Source organism: Ureibacillus acetophenoni, assembly GCF_900220965.1.
GTDB lineage: Bacteria > Bacillota > Bacilli > Bacillales_A > Planococcaceae > Ureibacillus > Ureibacillus acetophenoni.
Window position 1 is genome coordinate 126,802 of record NZ_OBQC01000011.1, and the last position, 22,746, is coordinate 149,547.

The 22,746-nt window shown below is 34.9% G+C and carries 22 protein-coding genes, 7 tRNA genes and 1 rRNA gene; 27 read left to right on the forward strand and 3 right to left on the reverse strand.

Annotated elements, in window-relative coordinates:
- Window positions 1-13: 13 nt before the first annotated feature.
- A complete protein-coding gene (locus CRO45_RS14425; protein ID WP_097150331.1) occupies window positions 14-1,186 on the reverse strand; it encodes an MFS transporter in 1,173 nt (390 codons plus the stop codon).
- 342 nt (window positions 1,187-1,528) lie between these two features.
- On the opposite strand from CRO45_RS14425, the gene CRO45_RS20355 reads away from it, so the two are divergent.
- Window positions 1,529-1,660, forward strand: coding sequence for an Lmo0850 family protein (locus CRO45_RS20355; RefSeq protein WP_268878134.1), 132 nt, complete (start codon window positions 1,529-1,531; stop codon window positions 1,658-1,660).
- Between the two features lie 70 nt (window positions 1,661-1,730).
- On the opposite strand, the gene CRO45_RS14430 is transcribed toward CRO45_RS20355, so the two are convergent.
- Window positions 1,731-2,918, reverse strand: coding sequence for an FtsW/RodA/SpoVE family cell cycle protein (locus tag CRO45_RS14430; protein WP_097150332.1), 1,188 nt, complete (start codon window positions 2,916-2,918; stop codon window positions 1,731-1,733).
- Window positions 2,919-3,102: 184 nt separating this feature from the next.
- Here CRO45_RS14430 and CRO45_RS14435 point away from each other — a divergent pair, with 184 nt between their 5' ends.
- The 6 genes from CRO45_RS14435 (at window position 3,103) to CRO45_RS14460 (ending at window position 10,791) form a co-directional block, all read left to right on the forward strand.
- Window positions 3,103-3,858 (forward strand): hypothetical protein, encoded by a 756-nt coding sequence (locus CRO45_RS14435; RefSeq protein WP_097150333.1) that lies wholly within the window; start codon window positions 3,103-3,105, stop codon window positions 3,856-3,858.
- A 137-nt stretch (window positions 3,859-3,995) separates the two neighbouring features.
- Window positions 3,996-5,075: a D-alanine--D-alanine ligase gene (locus CRO45_RS14440; protein ID WP_097150334.1), complete on the forward strand. Its 1,080-nt coding sequence runs from the start codon at window positions 3,996-3,998 to the stop codon at window positions 5,073-5,075.
- Between the two features lie 12 nt (window positions 5,076-5,087).
- Complete coding sequence (locus CRO45_RS14445) at window positions 5,088-6,455, forward strand: UDP-N-acetylmuramoyl-tripeptide--D-alanyl-D-alanine ligase (protein WP_097150335.1); 1,368 nt, start codon at window positions 5,088-5,090, stop codon at window positions 6,453-6,455.
- Window positions 6,456-7,012: 557 nt separating this feature from the next.
- Window positions 7,013-8,506 (forward strand): DEAD/DEAH box helicase, encoded by a 1,494-nt coding sequence (locus CRO45_RS14450; RefSeq protein WP_097150336.1) that lies wholly within the window; start codon window positions 7,013-7,015, stop codon window positions 8,504-8,506.
- Window positions 8,507-8,840: 334 nt separating this feature from the next.
- Window positions 8,841-9,320 carry a PH domain-containing protein gene (locus tag CRO45_RS14455; protein WP_097150337.1) on the forward strand — a complete coding sequence of 160 codons (480 nt, stop codon included), beginning with the start codon at window positions 8,841-8,843 and terminating at the stop codon, window positions 9,318-9,320.
- Window positions 9,313-10,791, forward strand: coding sequence for a PH domain-containing protein (locus CRO45_RS14460; RefSeq protein WP_097150360.1), 1,479 nt, complete (start codon window positions 9,313-9,315; stop codon window positions 10,789-10,791). The genes CRO45_RS14455 and CRO45_RS14460 overlap by 8 nt, the downstream gene beginning before the upstream one ends.
- Window positions 10,792-10,824: 33 nt before the next feature.
- On the opposite strand, the gene CRO45_RS14465 is transcribed toward CRO45_RS14460, so the two are convergent.
- Window positions 10,825-11,436: a rhomboid family intramembrane serine protease gene (locus CRO45_RS14465; RefSeq protein WP_097150338.1), complete on the reverse strand. Its 612-nt coding sequence runs from the start codon at window positions 11,434-11,436 to the stop codon at window positions 10,825-10,827.
- 214 nt (window positions 11,437-11,650) lie between these two features.
- Here CRO45_RS14465 and acpS point away from each other — a divergent pair, with 214 nt between their 5' ends.
- The 20 genes from acpS to CRO45_RS14565 form a co-directional block, all read left to right on the forward strand.
- Entirely contained in the window at window positions 11,651-12,001 is a 351-nt protein-coding gene (gene acpS / locus CRO45_RS14470; RefSeq protein ID WP_097150339.1) for a holo-ACP synthase, read from the forward strand.
- A 350-nt stretch (window positions 12,002-12,351) separates the two neighbouring features.
- Window positions 12,352-13,356: a LolA family protein gene (locus tag CRO45_RS14475; protein WP_097150340.1), complete on the forward strand. Its 1,005-nt coding sequence runs from the start codon at window positions 12,352-12,354 to the stop codon at window positions 13,354-13,356.
- Between the two features lie 228 nt (window positions 13,357-13,584).
- A complete protein-coding gene (gene alr / locus CRO45_RS14480; protein WP_097150341.1) occupies window positions 13,585-14,703 on the forward strand; it encodes an alanine racemase in 1,119 nt (372 codons plus the stop codon).
- A gap of 138 nt (window positions 14,704-14,841) precedes the next feature.
- Window positions 14,842-15,129 carry a transcriptional regulator gene (locus CRO45_RS14485; RefSeq protein ID WP_097150342.1) on the forward strand — a complete coding sequence of 96 codons (288 nt, stop codon included), beginning with the start codon at window positions 14,842-14,844 and terminating at the stop codon, window positions 15,127-15,129.
- A 4-nt stretch (window positions 15,130-15,133) separates the two neighbouring features.
- The gene (locus CRO45_RS14490; protein WP_097150343.1) at window positions 15,134-15,484 is read left to right on the forward strand and encodes a type II toxin-antitoxin system PemK/MazF family toxin; all 351 of its coding nucleotides are present in this window, start codon (window positions 15,134-15,136) and stop codon (window positions 15,482-15,484) included.
- 185 nt (window positions 15,485-15,669) lie between these two features.
- Complete coding sequence (locus CRO45_RS14495) at window positions 15,670-16,065, forward strand: anti-sigma regulatory factor (RefSeq protein WP_097150344.1); 396 nt, start codon at window positions 15,670-15,672, stop codon at window positions 16,063-16,065.
- A gap of 9 nt (window positions 16,066-16,074) precedes the next feature.
- Window positions 16,075-17,073 (forward strand): PP2C family protein-serine/threonine phosphatase, encoded by a 999-nt coding sequence (locus CRO45_RS14500; protein ID WP_097150345.1) that lies wholly within the window; start codon window positions 16,075-16,077, stop codon window positions 17,071-17,073.
- A gap of 68 nt (window positions 17,074-17,141) precedes the next feature.
- Window positions 17,142-17,468 carry an STAS domain-containing protein gene (locus CRO45_RS14505; RefSeq protein WP_097150346.1) on the forward strand — a complete coding sequence of 109 codons (327 nt, stop codon included), beginning with the start codon at window positions 17,142-17,144 and terminating at the stop codon, window positions 17,466-17,468.
- Between the two features lie 3 nt (window positions 17,469-17,471).
- The gene (gene rsbW / locus CRO45_RS14510; RefSeq protein ID WP_097150347.1) at window positions 17,472-17,942 is read left to right on the forward strand and encodes an anti-sigma B factor RsbW; all 471 of its coding nucleotides are present in this window, start codon (window positions 17,472-17,474) and stop codon (window positions 17,940-17,942) included.
- A 1-nt stretch (window position 17,943) separates the two neighbouring features.
- Complete coding sequence (gene sigB / locus CRO45_RS14515; protein WP_235864611.1) at window positions 17,944-18,696, forward strand: RNA polymerase sigma factor SigB; 753 nt, start codon at window positions 17,944-17,946, stop codon at window positions 18,694-18,696.
- 162 nt (window positions 18,697-18,858) lie between these two features.
- Window positions 18,859-21,045: a Tex family protein gene (locus CRO45_RS14520; protein ID WP_097150349.1), complete on the forward strand. Its 2,187-nt coding sequence runs from the start codon at window positions 18,859-18,861 to the stop codon at window positions 21,043-21,045.
- A gap of 74 nt (window positions 21,046-21,119) precedes the next feature.
- The gene (locus CRO45_RS14525) at window positions 21,120-21,587 is read left to right on the forward strand and encodes a SprT family protein (protein WP_097150350.1); all 468 of its coding nucleotides are present in this window, start codon (window positions 21,120-21,122) and stop codon (window positions 21,585-21,587) included.
- Window positions 21,588-21,753: 166 nt separating this feature from the next.
- Window positions 21,754-21,828: transfer RNA gene (locus CRO45_RS14530), tRNA-Asn, on the forward strand.
- A 1-nt stretch (window position 21,829) separates the two neighbouring features.
- A tRNA-Glu gene (locus CRO45_RS14535) sits at window positions 21,830-21,904 on the forward strand.
- Between the two features lie 27 nt (window positions 21,905-21,931).
- A tRNA-Asp gene (locus CRO45_RS14540) sits at window positions 21,932-22,007 on the forward strand.
- 4 nt (window positions 22,008-22,011) lie between these two features.
- Window positions 22,012-22,086, forward strand: a tRNA-Gln gene (locus CRO45_RS14545).
- A gap of 8 nt (window positions 22,087-22,094) precedes the next feature.
- Window positions 22,095-22,166: transfer RNA gene (locus CRO45_RS14550), tRNA-Lys, on the forward strand.
- A gap of 66 nt (window positions 22,167-22,232) precedes the next feature.
- Window positions 22,233-22,318, forward strand: a tRNA-Leu gene (locus CRO45_RS14555).
- 35 nt (window positions 22,319-22,353) lie between these two features.
- A tRNA-Gly gene (locus CRO45_RS14560) sits at window positions 22,354-22,427 on the forward strand.
- 129 nt (window positions 22,428-22,556) lie between these two features.
- A 16S ribosomal RNA gene (locus tag CRO45_RS14565) occupies window positions 22,557-22,746 on the forward strand; the annotation flags it as partial.

The window sequence follows — 22,746 nt, forward strand, 5'->3', positions numbered from 1 at the left end:
ACTATACGTGACGCTATCCTTGTTCATGTTCAACTCGTAATGTCTTTTTGGACAATTTAAATAATAGTATCAATAAAATTGACAAAATGGCGATGATTGTTGATACTATGTATCCGAAATTCGGATGGATTTGGAAAAAGGATGTAAAAAGTAATGGACCAATAATCCGGCCTAAACTATCCATAGAATATGATAATCCTGCTGCAGTACCGTACTTTCCACCAGATTCTTTAGTTGTTAAAGATACGACGCATGTTCTTGCCAATGCATTACCGGCAGTGAACACACACAGGGCAAGTCCAGCAAAGATGATATTCGATGTTAAAATGATAAGTAATAAACCTAGTGCTGTTATAATCTGTGATCCTATTAACCATTTTGTTTCCGTTCCGTCTTTTATTCTTCTTACAACCCCGCCTTGGATGGCAGCATCTACAAATCCACTAAACATAAATAAAAAACCTAACTGTAACGGAGTAATTTCAATTCTCTCGATTTGGAATAATTGAAAAGTAGCTTCAACTCCAGCCAATATAAAAGTAACGATGAAGGAGAACAAAAATAAGTACCGTATACGGTAATAGAACAATTCCTTAGCTCCAACAGGTACAATAGCGCGTTTGTTTCCTTCGCCACGTTGACTTGGTTCTTTTAAGAACAACAATGCGTATATGAAAATAATTGCTATCAAGATTGCTGATACGATAAAAGGAAGCTGTAAATTGTTATGTCCAAGTACACCACCGATTGCAGGGCCGAAAATAAATCCGAGGCCAATGGACATTCCCATAAAGCCCATATACATATTGCGATTATCATTGGTTGAAATATCGCTAATGTAACCAGTAACAGCTGTATAAAGTGCACCAGAGAATAATCCCCCAACTAGGCGAGAAACATAAAGTAAAGGTAGACTTTCTATAAAAATGCTAAACAATACAAAGCTTAACGAAAACCCAACTAATCCTATTAAGATCAATTGTTTTCTGCCGAATTTATCTGATAGATAGCCCCAAATTGGTGCTGTGAAGAAACTAGCTACAGCGTATACAGTTAGTAAGCCACCAACATGGATTTCGTTCCAATCTTGCCAAACGATTACCTCTGGTAAAACTGGAATAATAATTCCAAACCCTAGATAAACAAGAAATTGGATGGACATTAGTAATATGATTTCTTTTTTCATCTAATAACCTGCTTTCTACACCGCAATTATTACGTCAAGTTTAACTCTCAGTGTAAAATGAAACAAGTTAGAAGGGTGATAGTCAATAATAGTTTAAAATTATTTAATATACTGTTTGAATATTGAAAATGAAGTTTATACTATATAAAAAATGAATGTATTTATTTGAATTAATCATTTTGAAAGTAAAATACTTGACATTTGAAAGTTGTAACAAAATTGAAAAGGTTTTTGTAGGTAAAAAATGTTATGATATTCCAAGAAACGAATCAGACAGTTACTACCCGAAACTTTTTAAAAATGAATACGTTTATTTAGTTAGAGGAAAGGTTAGGTGGAAGTATGGCGAAGGAAGTAGACTTAAAAAGAATTGTTAAAAATTTATCTAAGTTAGGTGTATCGGCATCTGTTACAAAGTCACGTCTAGAAATATTAAAAGTATTAGCACCACCAACACAAACTCCACAAACATAATCTTTAACTTGAAAAAGCCGAAAAAATAAAATCCCGACCGAATGTGGTCGGGATTTTTTCATGATGTAATTTATTCCTCTTCGTCTAATGTAGAGAACATATATGTTCGGTAATGGAATTTCATACTGAATACTAAACCTAAAGCTAATGCGTTCCCCATTAAAGAACTTCCTCCATAACTAATGAACGGTAAAGGAATCCCTGTAATAGGTAATAACTGAATAGTCATCCCAATGTTTTCAAATACATGGAATGTAATCATAGCGATAATTCCTGCACATACATATGTACAGAAAGGATCTTTTAATAATAGGGTAGTTTTCGTTAAATGATAAATAAGTAAAAAGAACAAACAGATGACTAAACTAGCCCCAACAAATCCCCATTCTTCTCCAATAACTGCGAATATAAAGTCGGTATGGTTTTCTGGTACATATACTTCTCGACCTAAATAACCCTTACCGAATATTTCACCTGAACCAATTGCGTTTAATGAAGTTATTAAATGATATCCGTCGCCACCTGTATAAGCATAAGGGTCTAACCATGAATTAATACGAGCGAACTGATAAGGTTGGAAACCGAATGTTTCTTCAAGGAATTCCTGCATATAGACGGCCATCCATAAAAGTGCACCACCAACTACAGCAGTCCCTGCAAATATAGGAATAATTATTTTCCAAGATATCCCCGCAACAATTACTAATGCTGCAGTTATTGCTATAAACACAAGTGATGAACCTAAGTCCGGTTGTTGCATGATAAAACCTAAAGGGACAATTAATGTAATCCCGATTTTAACCAATAACCAAAGGTCTGTCTTAATTGATTTAATAGAAAACTTTTCATGATGTTTACTTATTAAATGGGCGGTCGCCAGTATAAAAAAGGTTTTCATAAACTCGGCTGGTTGTATATTCCCGATTGGGAGGTGGTACCAACTCTTCGCACCATTTATTCTTTCACCAAGTTGTCCTTTTCCTTCAGGTAAGAAAATAAGAACTAATAGTAATAAGATTCCAAAACCATATAAGTACCAGGACATTTTCTTGTATTGGTCAGGCTCAAAATACATGACGAATGCAATGATGAATGCTGCAATTACATACCATCTAAATTGTAAAAATACAAAATTTCCTGCATATTGCCCTGATGTTTGAGCCGAAGAAATCGCTAATAAACTTACGATCAAAAATGCGATTAATATAAAAATGAGCGGCCAATCGAGCCTCTTTGTAAAATTGCGTTCGTTATCCATTGTTTCACCTGTAATTTGTATATTTCCTTAATCCCGTTACTCGTAAATCATTACCTATTATATCGTATAGGACGTTAGAAAGGATATTTTATAAAGAAAAAACGAAATCGCTATGAAAATGTTTCAAATTTAAGCGATAACACATATAATAACTTTTGTAGCGAACTATTGGAGCGTGAACAAAATGTCTAAAAATAAAAGATCGGCTGAGGATTTTATTCATCACCTATATGTACATATGAATGAAATAGACCACTTTGTCATTTTTAGTGGCTTATCATTAAAACAATTTGTTACAGCTTTCAATCCGGTGGCGAATCTTTTACTTTTAAAACACAATTACGACGATGGCTCTTTTAATATGCACACCCAATTGGACTTTGTGCCAATAGAGGAAGTTCCAAACTTCATAAAACGTGTTTCTGATTCAACAAATGAGTTATGTTGGATTGATTTTACTGATGAAAGAAATTTGAACAAACTTACTCCAATGGAACAAGCGAAATTATTATACTTAAGTCATAAAAAAGAACCAATAGGAACTCCTTTTTCGGAGAAACTATCGAATCGATTTGTATATCATTCCTCAAATGTAGATAAAGCAATCAAAATTTACTTTAGAAATTTAGATGATGCAGAAATTCTCGTTACTCATATTTTTAATAATATCATTAGAGAAAAGGAAGCAAACGGTGGTATATTCCGAAAAAGATCTAAGAAAACTAAAAATACAATTCCAATGCTAGATCCAGATTTTCTGAAGGCATATCGTCCGTATGCAAAAGAAGGTTCACTATTATCTTTAAGTAAATTAGAAAAGCCTAAACGGTATGAAATTGAAGTTCGAACACTTGCAGATTATGATTTCCCAGATGAAGTATGGGATGATTTAGATGTAATTTTAAATCAAAGCTATGACGATCTCATTAATATCCCTTAACATTTTCTCTCTGTCAATGGTAAAATCCGGTGAGTCGACAGAGAGTTTTTTTCATCTTCTTTACAAATGGTGACAAAGGTAATCGTCATTTTTCATTTCATGATAAACTTGAACTATTCAATTATGGAGGTCAAATTATGAAAAAGACTATAGGGTTATTGTATGGCGGTAAATCCGCTGAGCACGAAGTGTCACTATCAACGGCATTAGCGGTTATAAAAGCTATTAAATTTGAAAAATACGAAGTACATCCAATTTATATTACGTTGGATGGACAATGGCGTAAAGGACCTCAATTAACAGAACCGCTAGAGTCAGTTGAACAACTGCAATTTGATGGTGATCAAGATAGTGGAGCAAACAATATAACGAAGTTTATCATTAACGAAAACGGTGAACAAATTAAATTTGATGTCGTCTTTCCTCTACTCCACGGCACAAATGGTGAAGATGGTACAGTACAAGGACTATTGGAAGTGTTGAACTTACCGTATGTTGGTAACGGTGTATTAGCATCTGCTGCTGGTATGGATAAAGTTGTAATGAAACAACTATTCGAAATTGCAGGGCTAAACCAAGTTCCTTATATCCATTTTTTACGTAACGAGTGGGTAAAAGATCAAACGGCAATTATAGATATATGTGAAGAAAAATTAGTATGGCCTATGTTTGTAAAACCTGCAAATTTAGGGTCAAGTGTTGGGATTAGTAAAGCTACAAATAGAGAAGAACTAACTAAGGCAATTCAATTCGCTTTAAAATATGACCGTAAAATTATTGTAGAGCAAGGAGTAAAGGCGCGTGAAATTGAAACGGCTGTCCTTGGATACTATGAGCCTAAAGTATCTGTTGCTGGTGAAATTAAACCAAATACAGAATTCTATGATTACGAATCGAAATATAAAGATAATTCAACTTCATTAATCATCCCGGCGGAAATTAGTGATTCTGTTTATACAACTATGAAAGATATGGCAGTCCGTGCCTTTAAAATATTAGATTGTTCAGGATTAGTACGTGCGGACTTTTTTGTAACGGATGAAGACGAAGTACTAATTAATGAAATAAATACAATGCCAGGTTTTACACCGGTAAGTATGTATCCTCTATTATGGCAAAAAACAGGATTAAGCTATCCTGATCTAATTGATACGCTAATTGAATTAGCGATTGAACGTTTCGAAGAGAAACAATTACTTCAATACAATAAAGACTAAAGTGGGATTAAGATGAAAAAAACATTACAAAGTATAGCAAATTGGTTAAATGTGGACTGTGGGAATTTTGGTGAAACTGTCGTTACTGGTGTTTCCATTGATACACGCACGATTAAAAAAGGGGATTTATTTATACCTTTTAAAGGTGAAAATGTAAATGGACACCAATACGTTGCGAAAGCATTTGAAAATGGTGCAGCTGCAACTTTATGGATGAAAAATGAACCGAACCCACCAAGTAATGTACCTATATTATTTGTTGAGGACTCTGAAATTGCCTTACAGGATATGGCGCGACAATATCGCGATGAACATAAGGCGATCTTCATTGGTATTACTGGTTCAAATGGGAAAACTTCTTCGAAGGATATCCTGGCAAGTGCACTTTCACCCTATTACAAAGTTCAAAAAACGATAGGTAATTTTAATAACCAACTTGGGTTACCAATTACAATCCTTTCCTTAGATGAAGATACGGAAATTGCTGTTTTAGAAATGGGGATGAGTGGTTTTGGCGAAATTGAGTTTTTGTCAACGCTAGCTAGACCTCATTATGCAGTTATTACGAATATCGGTGAAGCCCATATGCAAGATTTAGGTTCTCGTGAAGGGATTGCTAAGGCGAAGTTTGAGATTATTAAAGGATTAGATGAACATGGAATTCTTTTCTATGATGGTGATGAACCATTATTGCAAAACCTAGTAGGAAAAGAACCGAATCTTAATGTTGAATCCTTTGGTTTTAAACAAGAAAATTCTTTAGTTGCTTCAAATATTGTATCAACTGAAAAAGGTAGCCGTTTTGATGTGCGCGGTGAACTAAATGGAGAGTTTTTCATCCCTGTTTTAGGAAAGCATCAGGTAAAAAATGCATTGAATGCTATGCTCATTGCAAAATCACTTGGTCTAAGGGATGATCAAATTCATTTTGGTATTGAACAAGCAAAACTAACGGATATGCGTATGCAACTAATTCCGGCCCGCAAAGGTATTCTTTTTATTAATGATGCTTACAATGCAGCGCCTACATCAATGACTGCCGCAATCCAATTTGTCCAAACAACGGATATGCGTTCAGAGAAATGGTTAGTTCTTGGGGATATGCTTGAATTAGGAGAAAATGAAAAGCAGTTCCACGAAAGTATGGCCAATGCAATCGATGAGAAGGAAGTAAAAAGAATCTGTTTATTTGGCCCGCGTATGAAGTGGTTATATGACAAATTAGAAAACAAATTTGCTAAAGATAACTTAATCTATACAGCAAATGATTATAATGTGATTATTAATTACATCGAACAGCATGCAAATGAGAATTCTTTAATTTTATTAAAAGGATCACGTGGCATGAAATTGGAAACGATTATAGAGTCTTTTAAATAATAACGAAAGGTTTCAAAAGCAAATTAAGTGCTTTTGGCCTTTCGTTTTTTAGTGGTAATGAAAAGGGTTATTTTGAAATGATAATGTAATTAATGGTCATCGTTTAGTAATGAATTATTTATCTAAACAAGAACAAACTAAATTTGTACCTGTAGTAGTGCTATTCAATTAAGAAAAAAGTTATTAGAAAAATTCGAAGTATTACAGTATAATTAATATTTTGTACAAAGGAGCTTTATCATTGCATAATAACACAAGGGCATGATAGACTATTAAAAGCAATGGATACATTTTGCGAAGGCTCTTCATTTGTTGAAGGGTGCTTTTTTTTGAATTTACGGTTTTATTCTATTATTTAAAACTTCTTTATTTGTAAACGTAGAATGAACCGCTCGGCAAAGACCGGGCTTTCCTTTTCAATATAAAACAGCTCTTGTAATCAAGAGATTTATAAATTTATCGGAAACGTTCCACTATTTAGGCTCGAAATTGCCGAATATACTTCATCTGAATGTAACCATTTGTCAACTTAAAGGAAAAAAGGAGATTGAAATAGTTTGACAAATTTTTCAGAATTAAACATCAGCGAATCAACATTACGTTCATTGAAACGAATGGGTTTTGAGGAAGCGACACCTATCCAAGAAGGTACTATTAAGTTTGGTTTGGAAGGTAAAGATATTATTGGTCAAGCGCAAACAGGTACTGGTAAAACTGCTGCTTTCGGTATACCTCTAATTGAAAAAATTGACACAAATAATCCGAACATCCAAGGGTTAATTATCGCTCCAACTCGCGAGTTAGCCATTCAAGTTTCGGAAGAACTTTATAAAATTGGTTATGATAAACGTGTGAAAATATTATCTGTTTACGGTGGACAAGATATTGGTCGTCAAATTCGTGCACTTAAAAACAGACCACAAATCATCGTAGGTACTCCTGGTCGTATTATTGACCATATTAACCGTCATACATTAAAGCTTGAAAATGTACAGACACTTGTATTAGATGAAGCAGACGAAATGTTAAACATGGGCTTCATCGATGATATCAATGCGATTTTAGAAAAAGTACCAGCTGAAAGACAAACATTATTATTCTCAGCTACGATGCCACCAGCAATTCGCAAAATAGCTACAACATTTATGAAAAATCCTGAAGAAGTTAAAATTAAATCCAAAGAAATGACGGTTGAAAATATTGACCAATTCTTTGTGAAATCACAAGAACGTGAAAAATTTGATATTTTAACTCGTTTACTTAACGTACACCAACCTGAATTAGCAATTATCTTTGGACGTACAAAACGTCGTGTTGATGAATTAGCACAAGCGCTAACGCTTCGCGGATATTTAGCTGAAGGGATTCATGGTGATTTAAGCCAAGCGAAACGTATTTCTGTTTTAAGACAATTTAAAGAGAACAAAATCGATATTCTTGTAGCGACAGATGTAGCTGCTCGTGGTCTTGATATCTCTGGAGTAACTCACGTTTATAACTTTGATATTCCACAAGATCCAGAAAGCTACGTACACCGTATTGGGCGTACTGGACGTGCAGGGAAATCAGGTCTTGCAGTAACGTTTGTAACGCCAAGAGAAATGGGTTACCTACGTATTGTCGAAGAAACGACGAAAAAACGTATGACTCCGCTTCGTCCACCTAGTGAGTCTGAAGCATTAGCTGGTCAACAACAACAAGCAATGGAAACGTTGGTTGAAATTGTTCAAGCGAATGATTTAGGAGATTACCGTATTTTAGCAAATCAAATGTTAGATGAATACGATGCAGTTGATTTACTTGCTGCTGCGATTAAATCAATGACAAAAGAACCGGACGATACACCTGTTACAATTACGGAAGAACGTCCTTTACCAATGAGAAAAGAGCGTTCAAGTGGCCGTGGAGGTCGAGGAGATCGTGGTCCTCGCCGTGACGGTGGTCGTGGTGGTAGCCGTGGAGGCAGTCGCGGTGGAGAACGTGGAGGTCGTCGTGAAGGTGGCCGTCGTGATAGCAGTGAACGCCGTCGCCCACGTCGTCGTGATAGTTAAACGTAAACGATTATTAAAAAACTGCACCTCAATTGTTAGTAGAACTAGCAATTGGAGGTGCAGTTTTTGTTTTGGGACTTTTTCTATAATGCCAAATAAATACTACCGTCGATTAGGTTCAAAAAAATAAAATACTAAATTCTTATATTGACGAAAATGACATACGGCATATTCAAAATTATGTGATATTGCACTTAATTATCAATATGTCGTATATTGATTTCGTCAGTTGAGGAATTCGATATTTTTAACTTCATGTACTAAAATTAGAAATTAATTGAAACAGATTGATATTTCAAATCGTATAAGTATTAATAGAAAAGAGGTGTTCGCCATGAGAAATGAACCAATCCATAGAATTCCTAAAAAAGGTCTAACAGTTTGGCGCTTATATGGTGTAATCAGTACGATAATTGTAATCATTTTAGCAGTCGTAACAATTTTTTTAACACATAAGTTTCAATGGCCAGTGTTTATTTATTACATAGTAATAGGAATGACAATCATAAATCCTATTTTCTCTATTTGGTTCATACCAAAAATTAGATGGCAGCATTGGCGTTATGATGTGAGGGAACATGAGATTGAAATTCAAAATGGATTATTTGTTGTGAAAAGGACAATTGTTCCAATGGTTCGTGTTCAACATGTAGACACTGCTCAAGGCCCAATACTAAAGAAATATGATCTTGCTAATATTTCTATTTCCACAGCAGCTACAACACATACGATCCCAATGCTTGTTTCTAATGAGGCTGACAATCTTCGGTCTAGGATATCCGAATTAGCGAGGGTGGCTGAAGATGATGTCTAAGGAAATTTATAAATTGCATCCAATCTCAGCTGTTATTAATTTTGTAAAAGGGTTAAAGGAACTAATTATCCCTATTGGAATTATTTTTTTATCAAGATTTTTGAATAGATCCGAAGAGTTGAACTTTTGGACTGATTTATTACCCATATTAATAATCGGTGTACCGGTAATCTTCTATCTATTTTCTGGAATTATTAAATGGTGGACCTTTATTTATTGGTTTGAAGAAGATGAGCTTCGAGTGGAATATGGGTTGTTCATTAAAAAGAAGCGTTATATACCATTTGAACGAATTCAATCATTGAACTATAAAGAGGGTATATTCCACCAAATTTTCGGCTTGGTGCAAGTGATGGTAGAAACAGCAGGTAGCACTGATGGAAAACCGGAAGTTGAACTGACAGCAGTTAAAAAAGATGAAGCAAAACGTATTGAAGTTCAAATGTATAAATCGAAAAATCAAAAAAGTAATCTAGATTATTTGGGAAATGCAAAAGAAGGGGAATTTATTTCTGAGCCATTAAGTGAAAGTATTCATAAAATGTCCAATAAAGATCTACTTATATTGGCTACTACCTCTAATAGTATTGGCGTAGTTCTTGCAGGGATTGCGGCGGTTGTAGGGCAATTTTCAGAATATATTCCATATGATCTTATCTTTGAAGAACTTAGCCTTTTTGTACAGTTTGGTGTAGTCATAATATTGTTTACAATTATCGTTGGTCTACTATTGGCTTGGTTGTTATCAATAGGGCTTACATTTTTAAGTTATTACGATTTTTCGGTAATGAAAGAGTCGGATAAAGTAATTGTGACAAGGGGTTTACTTGAGAAGAAAAAAGTAACTATTCCTTTAAATCGAATACAGGCAATTAAAATTGTGGAAAATCCCCTAAGACAACTATTTGGATTTGCATCTGTGATAATAGAAAGTGCTGGAGGAGCTGCAGGAGAAAAGGAAAAGAAAATGACCTTATTCCCCCTTATTAAGAAGAAACAACTCATCCCTATTCTTAATGATTTATTTCCTAATTTTGAATTAGAAGTGGACATTGTTAGACCGCCGAAAAAGGCAAAAACTTTCTTCTATAGAATGGATTTTATTTGGTTAATCCCAGTTATAGCGTTATGTATGTATTTTTATTATCCATATGGTTTGCTATCAATGCTTTTAATCATTCCTGTCATTCTTTTAGGTATTTGGCGGTTCAAAACGGCTGGTCTTGCAATTCGAAACAATCAGTTAATGATAGTTTATAGAAGAATTAGTCGTATAACCTTTTTGGTTGAGAAAAAACGCATACAGGTAGTGATGAGAAAGCAAAGTTTTTTCCAAAAGCGAAAAAAGCTTGCTTCCATCCAGGCAACGGTTATGTCTGGAATTACTGGAGCAACGGCAATTGCGTCACATTTAGATGAAGTAGAAACAAATACTGTTTTAGACTGGATAGAACATAAAAGGCTGTCATGAATCGTAACTTTCATGACAGCCTTAAAATTTTTTTTACTTTCTTCTATTTCGCCAACGAATTATGTTTTTAGGTGTGAAGTAAATAAGTCCTAAAACAAATCCAGTGACTAACCCACCAAGATGACTCATGATGTTAATGCCTGGTTGTATTAGGGTGAAAATAATACCGATAATAATAATTGGCATAATAATCTGTTTTAGCTGAGGCATTGTATGACGTGTATAGTAAACTAATGCTGCAAAGGCCCCGAAGATTCCGTAAATAGCACCGCTAGCACCTACGCTATTATAGAATAGATCTTGGGTTACAAAGGTTAGCACATTCCCGAAAATACCAGCTAAAAAATAAATGGTTAAAAATCTAACTTTACCAGCAATCCTTTCGAGCTCAGGTCCAAATAAAAATAAAGAAAACATGTTAAACAACACATGGAAAAAATCTGCATGTAGGAACATGGAAGTTACTACGCGCCACCATTCACCATTTGCAATTAAAAGGTTATGTCCCATACCATACGTGAATAGAAGTTGCTTCATATCGGAAGGTATTGTAAGAATATAAATTATGAAATTAATCGCAATGATTAATGATACGGTAGGGTAAAACTTAATAAATTGTTTAAAATTTTCCCTTCTAATAAACATATATCCACCTCAATTTATCCCGGTGTAACCGTCCGTAAAACTCACCATGGGATTCAAATGAATGAAGGAAAGATAGGTGGGAGTTAACGGACGCTAACACCCCGATTGGTTCAACTAACCATCAGTCGGGGTTTTCGATAAAACCCCACTGATGGAAGTTTCACTTTATAAACATTATACATTGTATTGAAAGAAGAAGAAAAGGAGAATGTCTATGATAAAAGGTATAGGTTTAGATATTATAGAACTTTCTAGAATTAAAAAAGCAGACGAGCAGGATAAATTTAGAAATCGAATACTTTCTGAACGTGAACTAGAGAAGTACAACAAATTGTCCAATATAAGAAAAATTGAGTTTTTAGCAGGAAGATTTGCAGCAAAAGAAGCATATGCTAAAGCAAACGGTACTGGAATTAGAGAGGGGTGTGAATTTCATCAAATAGAGATTTTAAATGATGAGCTAGGGAAACCGATTTTATATTTCAATCGTCAAATTGTTAAAGGTTTTGTTAGTATTACACATTCGAAGGAATATGCAGCAGCGCAAGTACTATTGATGGATTAGCTCTCCTATAAGTAGCGAGCTTATGTAATAGAGTAGCTCATTTTGTAGAGTTAAAACTCAAATGAAATTAACAAACTTATAATAACAACGCCTTCTATCGTTGGAAAAAGCAACTCCTGTTGCAGCAAAAAACTTATATGACTTACGTCTTGTTGGCCCAATCTTTCAGGCGGATGTCATAGGTTTTCATAGGTATATTTCGTATGTATTCAAAAAATGGACAGGCAAATATGTCACGGCAAATTTGATTTTAGTGGTTTAAGAAATTGTTAGATTGTCCAAAAGTGATAGCATAAAGTTATTCTTCTACTCATATATTTGTCCTATCGAGAAATAGAAAGGATGGAATTTTGCGACAACGAGTAATCTTATTATTAGTATTGTTGTTAAGTGCCCTAATGATCGCAGCTTGTGGTAGTAAGTCTAAGGAAGATGTAGTAAAAGATTTAAGCAACAAATGGGGTAATGTGAATGGCTATGAGCTAGACGCAACAATGGAAATTAAAACTGGGAGTACGCCTCGAGTTTATGATGTAAATGTATGGCATACAAAACCAGATTTCTACAGAGTAAAAGTGACACAACAAGGTGAAGATGTTACGCAAATGATTATTCGTAACAAAGAAGGTGTCTTTGTTGTTACACCGTCTTTAAGAAAAACGTACAAGTTCCAAAGTGAATGGCCAAAACAAAATAGCCAAGCTTATCTAATTGGTGCTCTTGGAGAAGATTTGCTAGCAGATGAAAATGTGACGATGGAAGAAGACGATAATAATTACATCTTCCAAGCAGCTACTCGTAACAACCATAAGAGTGTAATGCCATCACAAGTAATTACTGTGGACAAGAAAACAAAACTTCCAAAAACTGTTTCCGTCTTAAATGAGGCGGGAGAAGAACAATTACTAATTACATTCAGTAAGGTTGATTTAGGTGTTCAGCATAAGGAAGAAGAATTTGCTGTAGATAAATTTACTGAAGAAAATAGCAATACTACTGGAGCAGTTGAAAGCGAAGAATTCCAAGTACACTATCCTGTTTTACAGTGGGAAGGTACAACTTTAATTGATGAAAAGAAAATTGTAGAAGATGGTACAGAACGTGTTATTCTAACTTTCGAGGGAGAAAAGGCCTTTACTTTAATGGAACAACCAGTTGTGTATAACGAGGAATCAACAGTACCAGTATTTGCACCTGGTGATCCAGCTGATTTAGGCTTTACGATTGGTGCTATTACGGACAACTCTATTAGTTGGGAACAAAATGGTGTATCATTCTTCCTTGCTTCAAATAACTTAACAAGAGAAGAAATGATTGAAGTTGCATCTTCAGTCGTTCCTGGTGGATTAAAATAAAATTTTGTGTATTGGGCAGGAGTAACTTTGTTCAGAGGGGGTACAACCCCCTCTGAATGAAGTTTATAAACTACTTTAGGAAAAAGTTGAACTTACTACTATTAGATGAACAAATGTTTTTAATTGAATATAAAAAAATTACAAATATTACAATTCAAAAAAACAATACACAATATACCGAATTTTCACTATTATTAGATTATAACCTGTAAAATGAGGGAAATAATAATGACAACACAAACACATTACCGGCCAACTCAAGCCATCATCAATTTGGAAGCGATTAAAGAAAATGTTAGCAATTTAAAAAAGTTTCTAAAACCAGATATAAAGATAATGGCAGTTGTAAAAGCGAATGCCTATGGTCACGGGGATGTTAAAGTTGCAGAAGCTGCAATTGAGGCGGGTGCTACTATGCTTGCTGTTGCAACTCCGGACGAGGCACTACATTTACGTAATTTTTTCCCTAATATTCAAATTTTGATATTAGGTTATTCCCCTGTATCATTTGCGGAAGTAGCTGCTAAAGAGAATATATCTTTAACAGTTTATTCTTCAGATTGGGTTAAACAAGTCGCAATAGATGTAAATCTACCATTAAAATTACATATTAAAATTGATACGGGAATGGGAAGAATCGGTGTTACTACAATAGAAGAGTTACTCGATCTATATGAAAACATAGAAAAAAAGAACGGTTTAATAGTGGACGGGGTGTTTACTCATTTTGCTACTGCTGATGAGGAGGATGATTCGTACTTTATTAAACAAGTTGACAAATTTAATAAGCTCGTGGAATCGTTACCTAAAAGACCTCGAATTGTACACGCAGCAAACACAGCAACAATGTTAATGAAAGATCCTACACTACATTTTAATGCAGTACGTTTTGGTATTTCTATGTATGGCTTAGCCCCTTCGCAATACGTTAAAACAAAATTACCGTTTCCGATAAAACAAGCTTTTTCCTTAGAAACAGAATTGGTTGCAGTTAAACTGTTACAAAAAGGAGAATCTGTTGGATATGGTGCTACTTATAAGGTCGAAGATGAGGTGTATGTAGGTACTATTCCAATAGGATATGCAGATGGATTAATCCGTAAATTAAGTGGTCAAGAAGTATTGATTGATGGAAAACGCGTTCCCATTATCGGGAGAATTTGTATGGACCAATGTATGATTGCATTACCAGCTGCATATAATATAGGTGAGAAAGTAACTTTAATCGGGATACAAAATAATGAAGAAATAACTATTGATGAGTGGGCAGAAAAAGTAGAAACCATTAACTATGAAGTACCATGTATCATAACTGCTAGAGTGCCTAGAATCTATCTCACAAAATAATTTTCGACAAAAATCTCAACAAAAACCGCTATAATCACAAGACTTGTCAAATTTTAAAATATCTTGTCTTTTCAACTACCATTTCAGATGATAGAATAAGTAGAAGAATTGGTACGGTTTTTGTGGAGGTGCTTGTTTTTGTACGCGAAAAAAGTTGAAGAGGTATTAAAGGAAGTTAAACTTACCTTTCCTCAAGAAATGTTTATGGAATTAAATACACTTGAGCAAAAATCTGCACGCAAGGATGAGTATGTTGTCATTGCAACTCGTAGATTATCAACGCACAAGCAACCAAATCAAATACGGGAAGCTTTAATGAAAGGCTATGTAGAAATGTCACAAATCAATCTATCTATAAGTAGTGAATGTCTGCATGCTGAATATGAAGCAGAGCATACAGTGGAGCGTCTCGTAAGCGGGGGATGAAAACTTGATTGTGAAACGAGGGGACGTTTTCTTTGCGGATCTTTCCCCAGTGGTAGGATCTGAACAGGGTGGAACAAGACCTGTTTTAATTATTCAAAACGATATTGGAAATCGATTTAGTCCTACAGTTATAATAGCGGCAATAACTGCGCAAATACAGAAAGCAAAATTACCAACCCACGTTGAAATTGATGCACATAAATATGGCTTTGAAAGAAATTCGGTAATTTTGCTTGAACAATTAAGAACGATAGACAAATCAAGATTAACTGATCGCATAACACAACTAGATGATGAACTAATGGATAAAGTGGACGAAGCGCTTGAAATAAGTTTAGGGTTAATGAAATTTTGAATACATAATAAAAAAAAGCATTGAAGACTAAAAAGTTTTCAATGCTTTTTATATTTAGTATTATATAGTTGGTTATATTTACCATTGTCATATAACTAAATTAGTATTTTAGGGAATGATTCTAACATATATTAGAAATGCTTTAATTCTTTGGTAAAATATTAGCTATACATGGAGGTGCAGTAATGAAAAGTCTACTTGAAATTACTATAAATACAGAATCAGATATTATCGCTGCACGTCAAATCGCTCGTGAAACTTCAAATACTATTGGATTTGACAAAGTAGATCAAGCAAGAATTGTAACCGCAATTAGTGAAATAGCTAAAAATATTATTATGTATGCCCTTGTTGGTGTAATAACAATAGAAATTTTAGAAAAAGACAATAAAAAAGGGATATCGATTAGGGCAATCGATCGAGGTCCGGGAATAGTAGATATAAAAAGTGTTTTAGACGAGAGTAATTTAAAAGGATTAGGTGCAGGGTTACCTGGTGTAAGAAGATTAATGGATTCATTGGAGATAGAATCTGATGTAGGTAAAGGTACTAGAGTATATATGGAAAAATGGCTAAGATAGGGTGGTTCTATGGAGCAATTATTAATCGACTATAAACAAATTCTGTCCGACTATGTAGTTAACCGTAAGGAGGAAACTTTATATAATGGACAGAACTATGTTCGCCAATTAATTCAGAAAAATGTTGCACCAGAAGATGTAATTAACATACATAGAAAAGCTGTTGAAGAGATATATACTGAACTTCCGGATTCTCTTTCGCATGCTTATGATTTTTTGATTGAGGTGATGGTGCAATATGGTATGAAAACTAGAGAGCACCAAAGTTTACTTATACAAAAAGAAGAATTAAGAATAGAGATGGAAATCGCTGCGAGAATTCAGAATATTTTGCTAAATACCACAGTCCCTAAAATAGATCAATTAGACATCGGTATGATTTCAGAACCGATTCGAAAAATGAATGGAGATTATGTTCATTTTTTATTTGATGAGGAAGAAGATTACTTAAGTATAGCTGTTGCTGATGTAGTAGGAAAAGGGGTACCTGCAGCGTTATGTATGTCTATGCTAAAAAATGGGTTGGAAACATTAGAGTATGGTAATAATGATCCTTCTTATATTTTGCAAGTTTTAAATAGAATAATTGAAAAAAGTGTTGATGATGGAATGTTCGTATCTTCCTTTTATGGTCGATACGATGTTAATAGTAGTATTCTTACATACGGTTCTGCTGGTCATGAACCAGCACTTTACTTTAATTCAAAAGAAAATGCTTTTTGTGATCTTGAATGTAAGGGGTTATTGCTAGGTGTAATGCCTGAAGTAAAATATTCTCAATCTAATATTCGTTTAGAGGAAAATGACTTTATTATGATTGTTACAGACGGTGTTACGGAGTTAAGGGATTGTGATGTGATAGACTCACGTAATTTACTTAAAGAGATCGCTTTTTCTATTCGTCACCTTCCAGCACAAGAAATGTGCGAAAAAATCTATTTAGAATTACAAAGATTACAAGATTATAACTTAGAAGATGATTTTACTATTGTCATATTAAAAAAGTAGAATTATAGGTTTAAAAGAATAAATAAGGGGAATTACATAAAAAGTCGTTTTTGGAGGTGTTCCGCAAAATGGAATTGAATATACATTTTAGAAAAATTAATAACGTATTAAGTGTATTTATCGAAGGTGAAATTGATACTTTTACAGCCCCTAAACTCCGTGAAAAACTTGAATCTATCGTAATCAGTCAAGAAAGATTGATTGAATTAGACTTATCTAAAGTGACTTATATGGATAGTACGGGACTGGGAGTATTTGTTGCGTTATATAAAAATGTAACTCGTGAAAATGGTAATTTAAAATTAGTTGGCCTGACTGCTAGAATAAAAAGATTGTTTAATATTACTGGATTAAGCGAATTGATGAATATTGAAGTTGGAGCAAAGGTGGAATAAAGTATGAAGGCGTTTGACTATATAGAAATTAGAATTCCAGCTAAACCACAATATGTAAGTGTTATTAGGCTAGCGATATCCGGATTAGCGACGAGAGTTGGTTTTTTGTATGATCAAATTGAAGATATTAAAATTGCTATTAGTGAAGCTGTAACGAACGTTGTTCAACATGCCTACGAAGAGAGTGAGCAAGGAGACATTGTAATTGGGTGTGCTCTTTATACTGATAAAATTGAAATATTAGTAACGGACTTTGGTAATAGCTTTGATTTTGAAGAAATTAAAAAAGAAGTTGGCCCTTATGAACCAAATAGTAGTATTACTCAATTGAGAGAAGGTGGACTAGGTCTATTCTTGATGGAAACCTTAATGGATGAGGTAAAGGTAAACTCCGAAAATGGAGTAACTGTTTTCATGACAAAGTTTGTCAAGAGAGAGCAGGTGAAACACCGTGACCAAACGATTACATCATAATATGTCTGAAGATGAGTTATTGATGTTGTTTGCAGAAGCACAAGAGGCAAATGATGAAGATGCTCAAACACAACTAGTCCTAAAATATAAATATTTAGTCGAATCAATTGCGAAAAAATACTCTTACACAAAATCAAACTATGAAGATATTTATCAAGTCGGAATGATTGGTTTACTAGGTGCAATTCGCCGATATGATTCTTCTTTAGGAAGAAACTTCGAAGTATTTGCAATACCTACGATTATTGGAGAAATTAAAAGATTTTTACGAGATAAAACATGGGATGTACATGTTCCTAGAAGAATTAAAGAACTAATACCAAAAATTAAAACTGCCGTTGACGATTTAACACATCAAATTCAGAGATCACCATCCATCCCTGAAATAGCTAATTTCCTAGAGGTACGCGTAGAAGATGTATTAGAAGCAATGGAAATGAGTAAAAGTTATCAAGCGCTTTCTATGGATAGGTCAATTGAATCGGATTTTGACGGAAGTTCAGTAACGCTATTAGATATAGTAGGAAAAGAAGAGGATGGTTATGAATTAATCAATTCAAGAATGGCTTTGTCTGATTGTATAGGATTATTATCAGAGCGTGAACAAGAAATTATAAAGCTAACGTATTTTAGCCAAATGAGTCAAAAACAAGTTGGTGAGAAGTTAGGGATTTCCCAAATGCATGTTTCTAGGATTCAAAGACAAGCGATAAAAAAATTACAAGAAGCAGTATTAGTAGGCGGTAGAGTATAATAATGAGTTTATAATGTGAGGCTGTCTTGAGAGGAAACTTTCAAGTCGGCCTCCTTTAGCTTTTACTTATTCTTCGAATTAGAAGTTTGAAATGGTCATGATAGAAGTTAAGAGATAGTTAATGTAAAATTAATTAAGCTACACATGAAAGGCAGTGGGAATATGAGTGATACGAAAATGTTACAAATGATAGCTGCAGATACAAAGGTCAAACCGCACCAAGTTGAGGCTGTCATCAAGCTTTTACAAGATGGTAATACAGTCCCATTTATTGCGCGCTATCGTAAGGAAGCAACGGGTTCTTTAGATGAAGTACAAATTAAATCAATTGAAGACCGCTACCATTACATTCAACAACTAGAACAAAGAAAAGAAGAAGTAATCCGATTAATAGACGAACAAGGTAAATTAACTGATGAACTAGCAGCGGATATTCGTTCTGCATCAGTTCTTCAACGAGTGGAAGATTTATATCGCCCGTATAAACAAAAAAGAAGAACGAAAGCAACAATTGCGAAAGAAAAAGGGTTAGAACCATTAGCGGCTCAACTACTTGAATTTAACAAGGAAGACGTAGCTGTTTTGGCTAGTGCTTTTATAGATGAAGAAAAAGGTGTAACTACTACAGAAGAGGCTTTAGCTGGTGCAAAGGATATACTAGCCGAAATCTTCGCTGATGATGCTTCTGTACGTGACAAAATCCGCAAACTTTCATGGCAAGAAGGTCGAATTACGACTGCTGTAAAAGATGTAGAAAAAGATGAGAAAAAAGTATTTGAAATGTATTACGAATATGAAGAACCGATTAAGCACATTGTTCCTCATCGTACGTTAGCTATTAATCGAGGAGAGAAAGAGGAGATTTTGAAAGTTTCTATTCAAGTACCAGTTGATCGTGTACTTCAAATAATGGATAGAGAATGGATACCTACAAATTCATCCTCTCCATCGATTCAATATGTAAGAGAGGCTATTGAAGATGGTTATAAACGATTAATTCAACCTTCGATTGAACGAGAACTTAGAAACGAATTAACTGAAAAAGCAGAAGCACAAGCTATTCATATTTTCTCGGAGAACTTAAGAAGTTTATTACTACAACCACCTATTCGTGGGAAGATGGTACTTGGAGTAGACCCTGCTTATCGAACAGGTTGTAAATTAGCAGTAGTCGATGAAACAGGTAAGATGTTAGAGGTAACGGCGATTTATCCGCATCCTCCAAAACCAGATGTAGAGAAGTCAAAAAAGATTGTGAAGGCAATTTTGGACAAGTATCCAATTAGTATTATTGCGATTGGAAATGGAACAGCTTCTCGCGAAACGGAACAATTTATTGCTGATGTTCTAAAAGAATTATCAGAAAAAGAGATTTCGTATGTAATTGTCAATGAAGCGGGTGCTTCAGTTTATTCGGCTTCAGAAGTTGCGCGCGCGGAGTTTCCAGATCTACAAGTTGAGCAAAGAAGCGCTGTTTCTATAGCTAGGAGATTACAAGATCCTTTATCTGAATTGGTAAAGATTGAACCAAAAGCTGTAGGAGTTGGGCAATATCAACACGATGTATCACAAAAAAAACTAGCTGAATCATTGACGTTTATAGTTGAAACTGCAGTTAACCAGGTTGGAGTGGATGTAAATACTTCATCGGTTTCATTGTTACAATATGTTTCAGGATTATCGAAAACAGTAGCTGAGAATATAGTAAAGGCTCGTACTGAAGCGGGTAAATTTACTTCACGTACTCAGTTAAAAAAGGTACCTCGCTTAGGTGCGAAAACATACGAACAAGCTATCGGTTTTTTACGAATCCCGGATGCTAAAAATCCACTCGATAGCACTGGTATTCACCCTGAAAGCTACGAATTCGCCGAAGAAATATTAAAAATTGTAGGGTTAACTAAAAAAGATGTAGGAACAAAAGCTTGTGAAGAAGCTCTTGTGAATTTAGATTTAGAACAATTAAGCAAACAGTTAGATGTAGGGGAAATTACCGTAAAGGATATCGTAGAGACTTTAATGAAACCAACTCGAGATCCTCGAGATGCATTCCCTCAGCCATTATTAAAAACAGACGTATTAAAAATGGAAGACCTTCAAGTAGGTATGGAACTGCAAGGAACTGTGCGTAATGTTGTGGATTTTGGTGCTTTTGTTGATGTTGGTGTTAAACAAGATGGACTGGTACACATATCTAAACTGCAAAAACGTAGAATAAAACATCCGCTTGAAGTAGTTTCTTTAGGGGATATTGTAACAGTTTGGGTTGACAAAGTTGAAATCGAAAAAGGTAGAATCTCACTTACGATGATTCCCCCAGAAAAGAAAGAAGAAAAAGTGGCTAACTAAAGATATACTGTTAAGTAGTACGTGGTATAAACTACGTACTACTTGTTTATTTAGTGTTGAAAGGAAGTGAAAGAATGACTGATATAGAACTACAACATTTAGTGGAAGAGTTATCTTTGAAGTTTTTTGAACGTCCCTTCGTTCATAAAGCATATTTTAACAGCCGATTACGGACAACAGGTGGTCGTTATTTGCTTCATAGTCATAATATTGAGCTTAATAGGAAATCCTATGAACTGTTTGGAATGGAGGAATTGCAGGGAATAATACTTCATGAATTATGCCATTATCATTTGCACATACAAGGAAAAGGATATAAACATAGAGATGCAGATTTTCGCGCTCTACTTAAAAAAGTTGGTGCTCCAAGATTCTGTTCTACAATTGAAGAAAATCAGAAAAGAGGAAGTTCGAATCTATACATATACCAGTGTAAGTCTTGTAAACAGCTGTACAATAGAAAGAGAAGAATTGATATTAATAAATATAAATGTGGAAAATGTTTTGGCCAACTTGACTTAATAGAAAAGAGAAAAGTATAGACAACTATTATGAAGTTGTAGTATATTTATTTTTGCTTTCTCAAGAACTAATAATTTCATTAAAATAAACGTATAAAAATTAAATTAAAAAATATAATAAAAAGTGTTGACTTTCTAATTAACTATCTTTATACTTGTAAAAGTCGACAAGTTGAGTCGAAGTTATTCCGAAGTAGCTCAGTGGTAGAGCAACCGGCTGTTAACCGGTTGGTCGTAGGTTCGAGTCCTACCTTCGGAGCCATGGCCCGTTGGTCAAGTGGTTAAGACACCGCCCTTTCACGGCGGTAACACGGGTTCGAATCCCGTACGGGTCACCATTTGAAATAATAAAATATAGTTTTTTAGGTCCCGTGGTGTAGCGGTTAACATGCCTGCCTGTCACGCAGGAGATCGCCGGTTCGATCCCGGTCGGGACCGCCATTGTTGGGGTATAGCCAAGCGGTAAGGCAGCGGATTTTGATTCCGTCATGCCCAGGTTCGAATCCTGGTACCCCAGCCATTTGTTATGAGCCATTAGCTCAGTGGTAGAGCATCTGACTTTTAATCAGAGGGTCGAAGGTTCAAGTCCTTCATGGCTCATCAATTTTGCTTGACAATTGCGTTAGTTGGTGTATACTTAGAAAAGTCTCTAATTATTCCAAAAACGCGGTCGTGGCGGAATGGCAGACGCGCTAGGTTGAGGGCCTAGTGGGGGAAACCCTGTGGAGGTTCAAGTCCTCTCGGCCGCACCAAGTGATACGTTTCATGCAAAATATATACTAATAATGCGGGTGTAGTTTAATGGTAAAACCTCAGCCTTCCAAGCTGATGTCGTGAGTTCGATTCTCATCACCCGCTCCAACAAATGAACCTTGAAAACTGAACAACAAAACGTTAATGAATTAAACGTTTCTACTATATAATAGAAACGAAATTTGGACATCAAATTTGATGCCAGCTTGAATTTAGAGCTTAACTCAAATTCTACATTTTATGGAGAGTTTGATCCTGGCTCAGGACGAACGCTGGCGGCGTGCCTAATACATGCAAGTCGAGCGGACTTTTTAAAAGCTTGCTTTTGAAAAGTTAGCGGCGGACGGGTGAGTAACACGTGGGCAACCTGCCCTATAGTTTGGGATAACTCCGGGAAACCGGGGCTAATACCGGATAATACAATTTA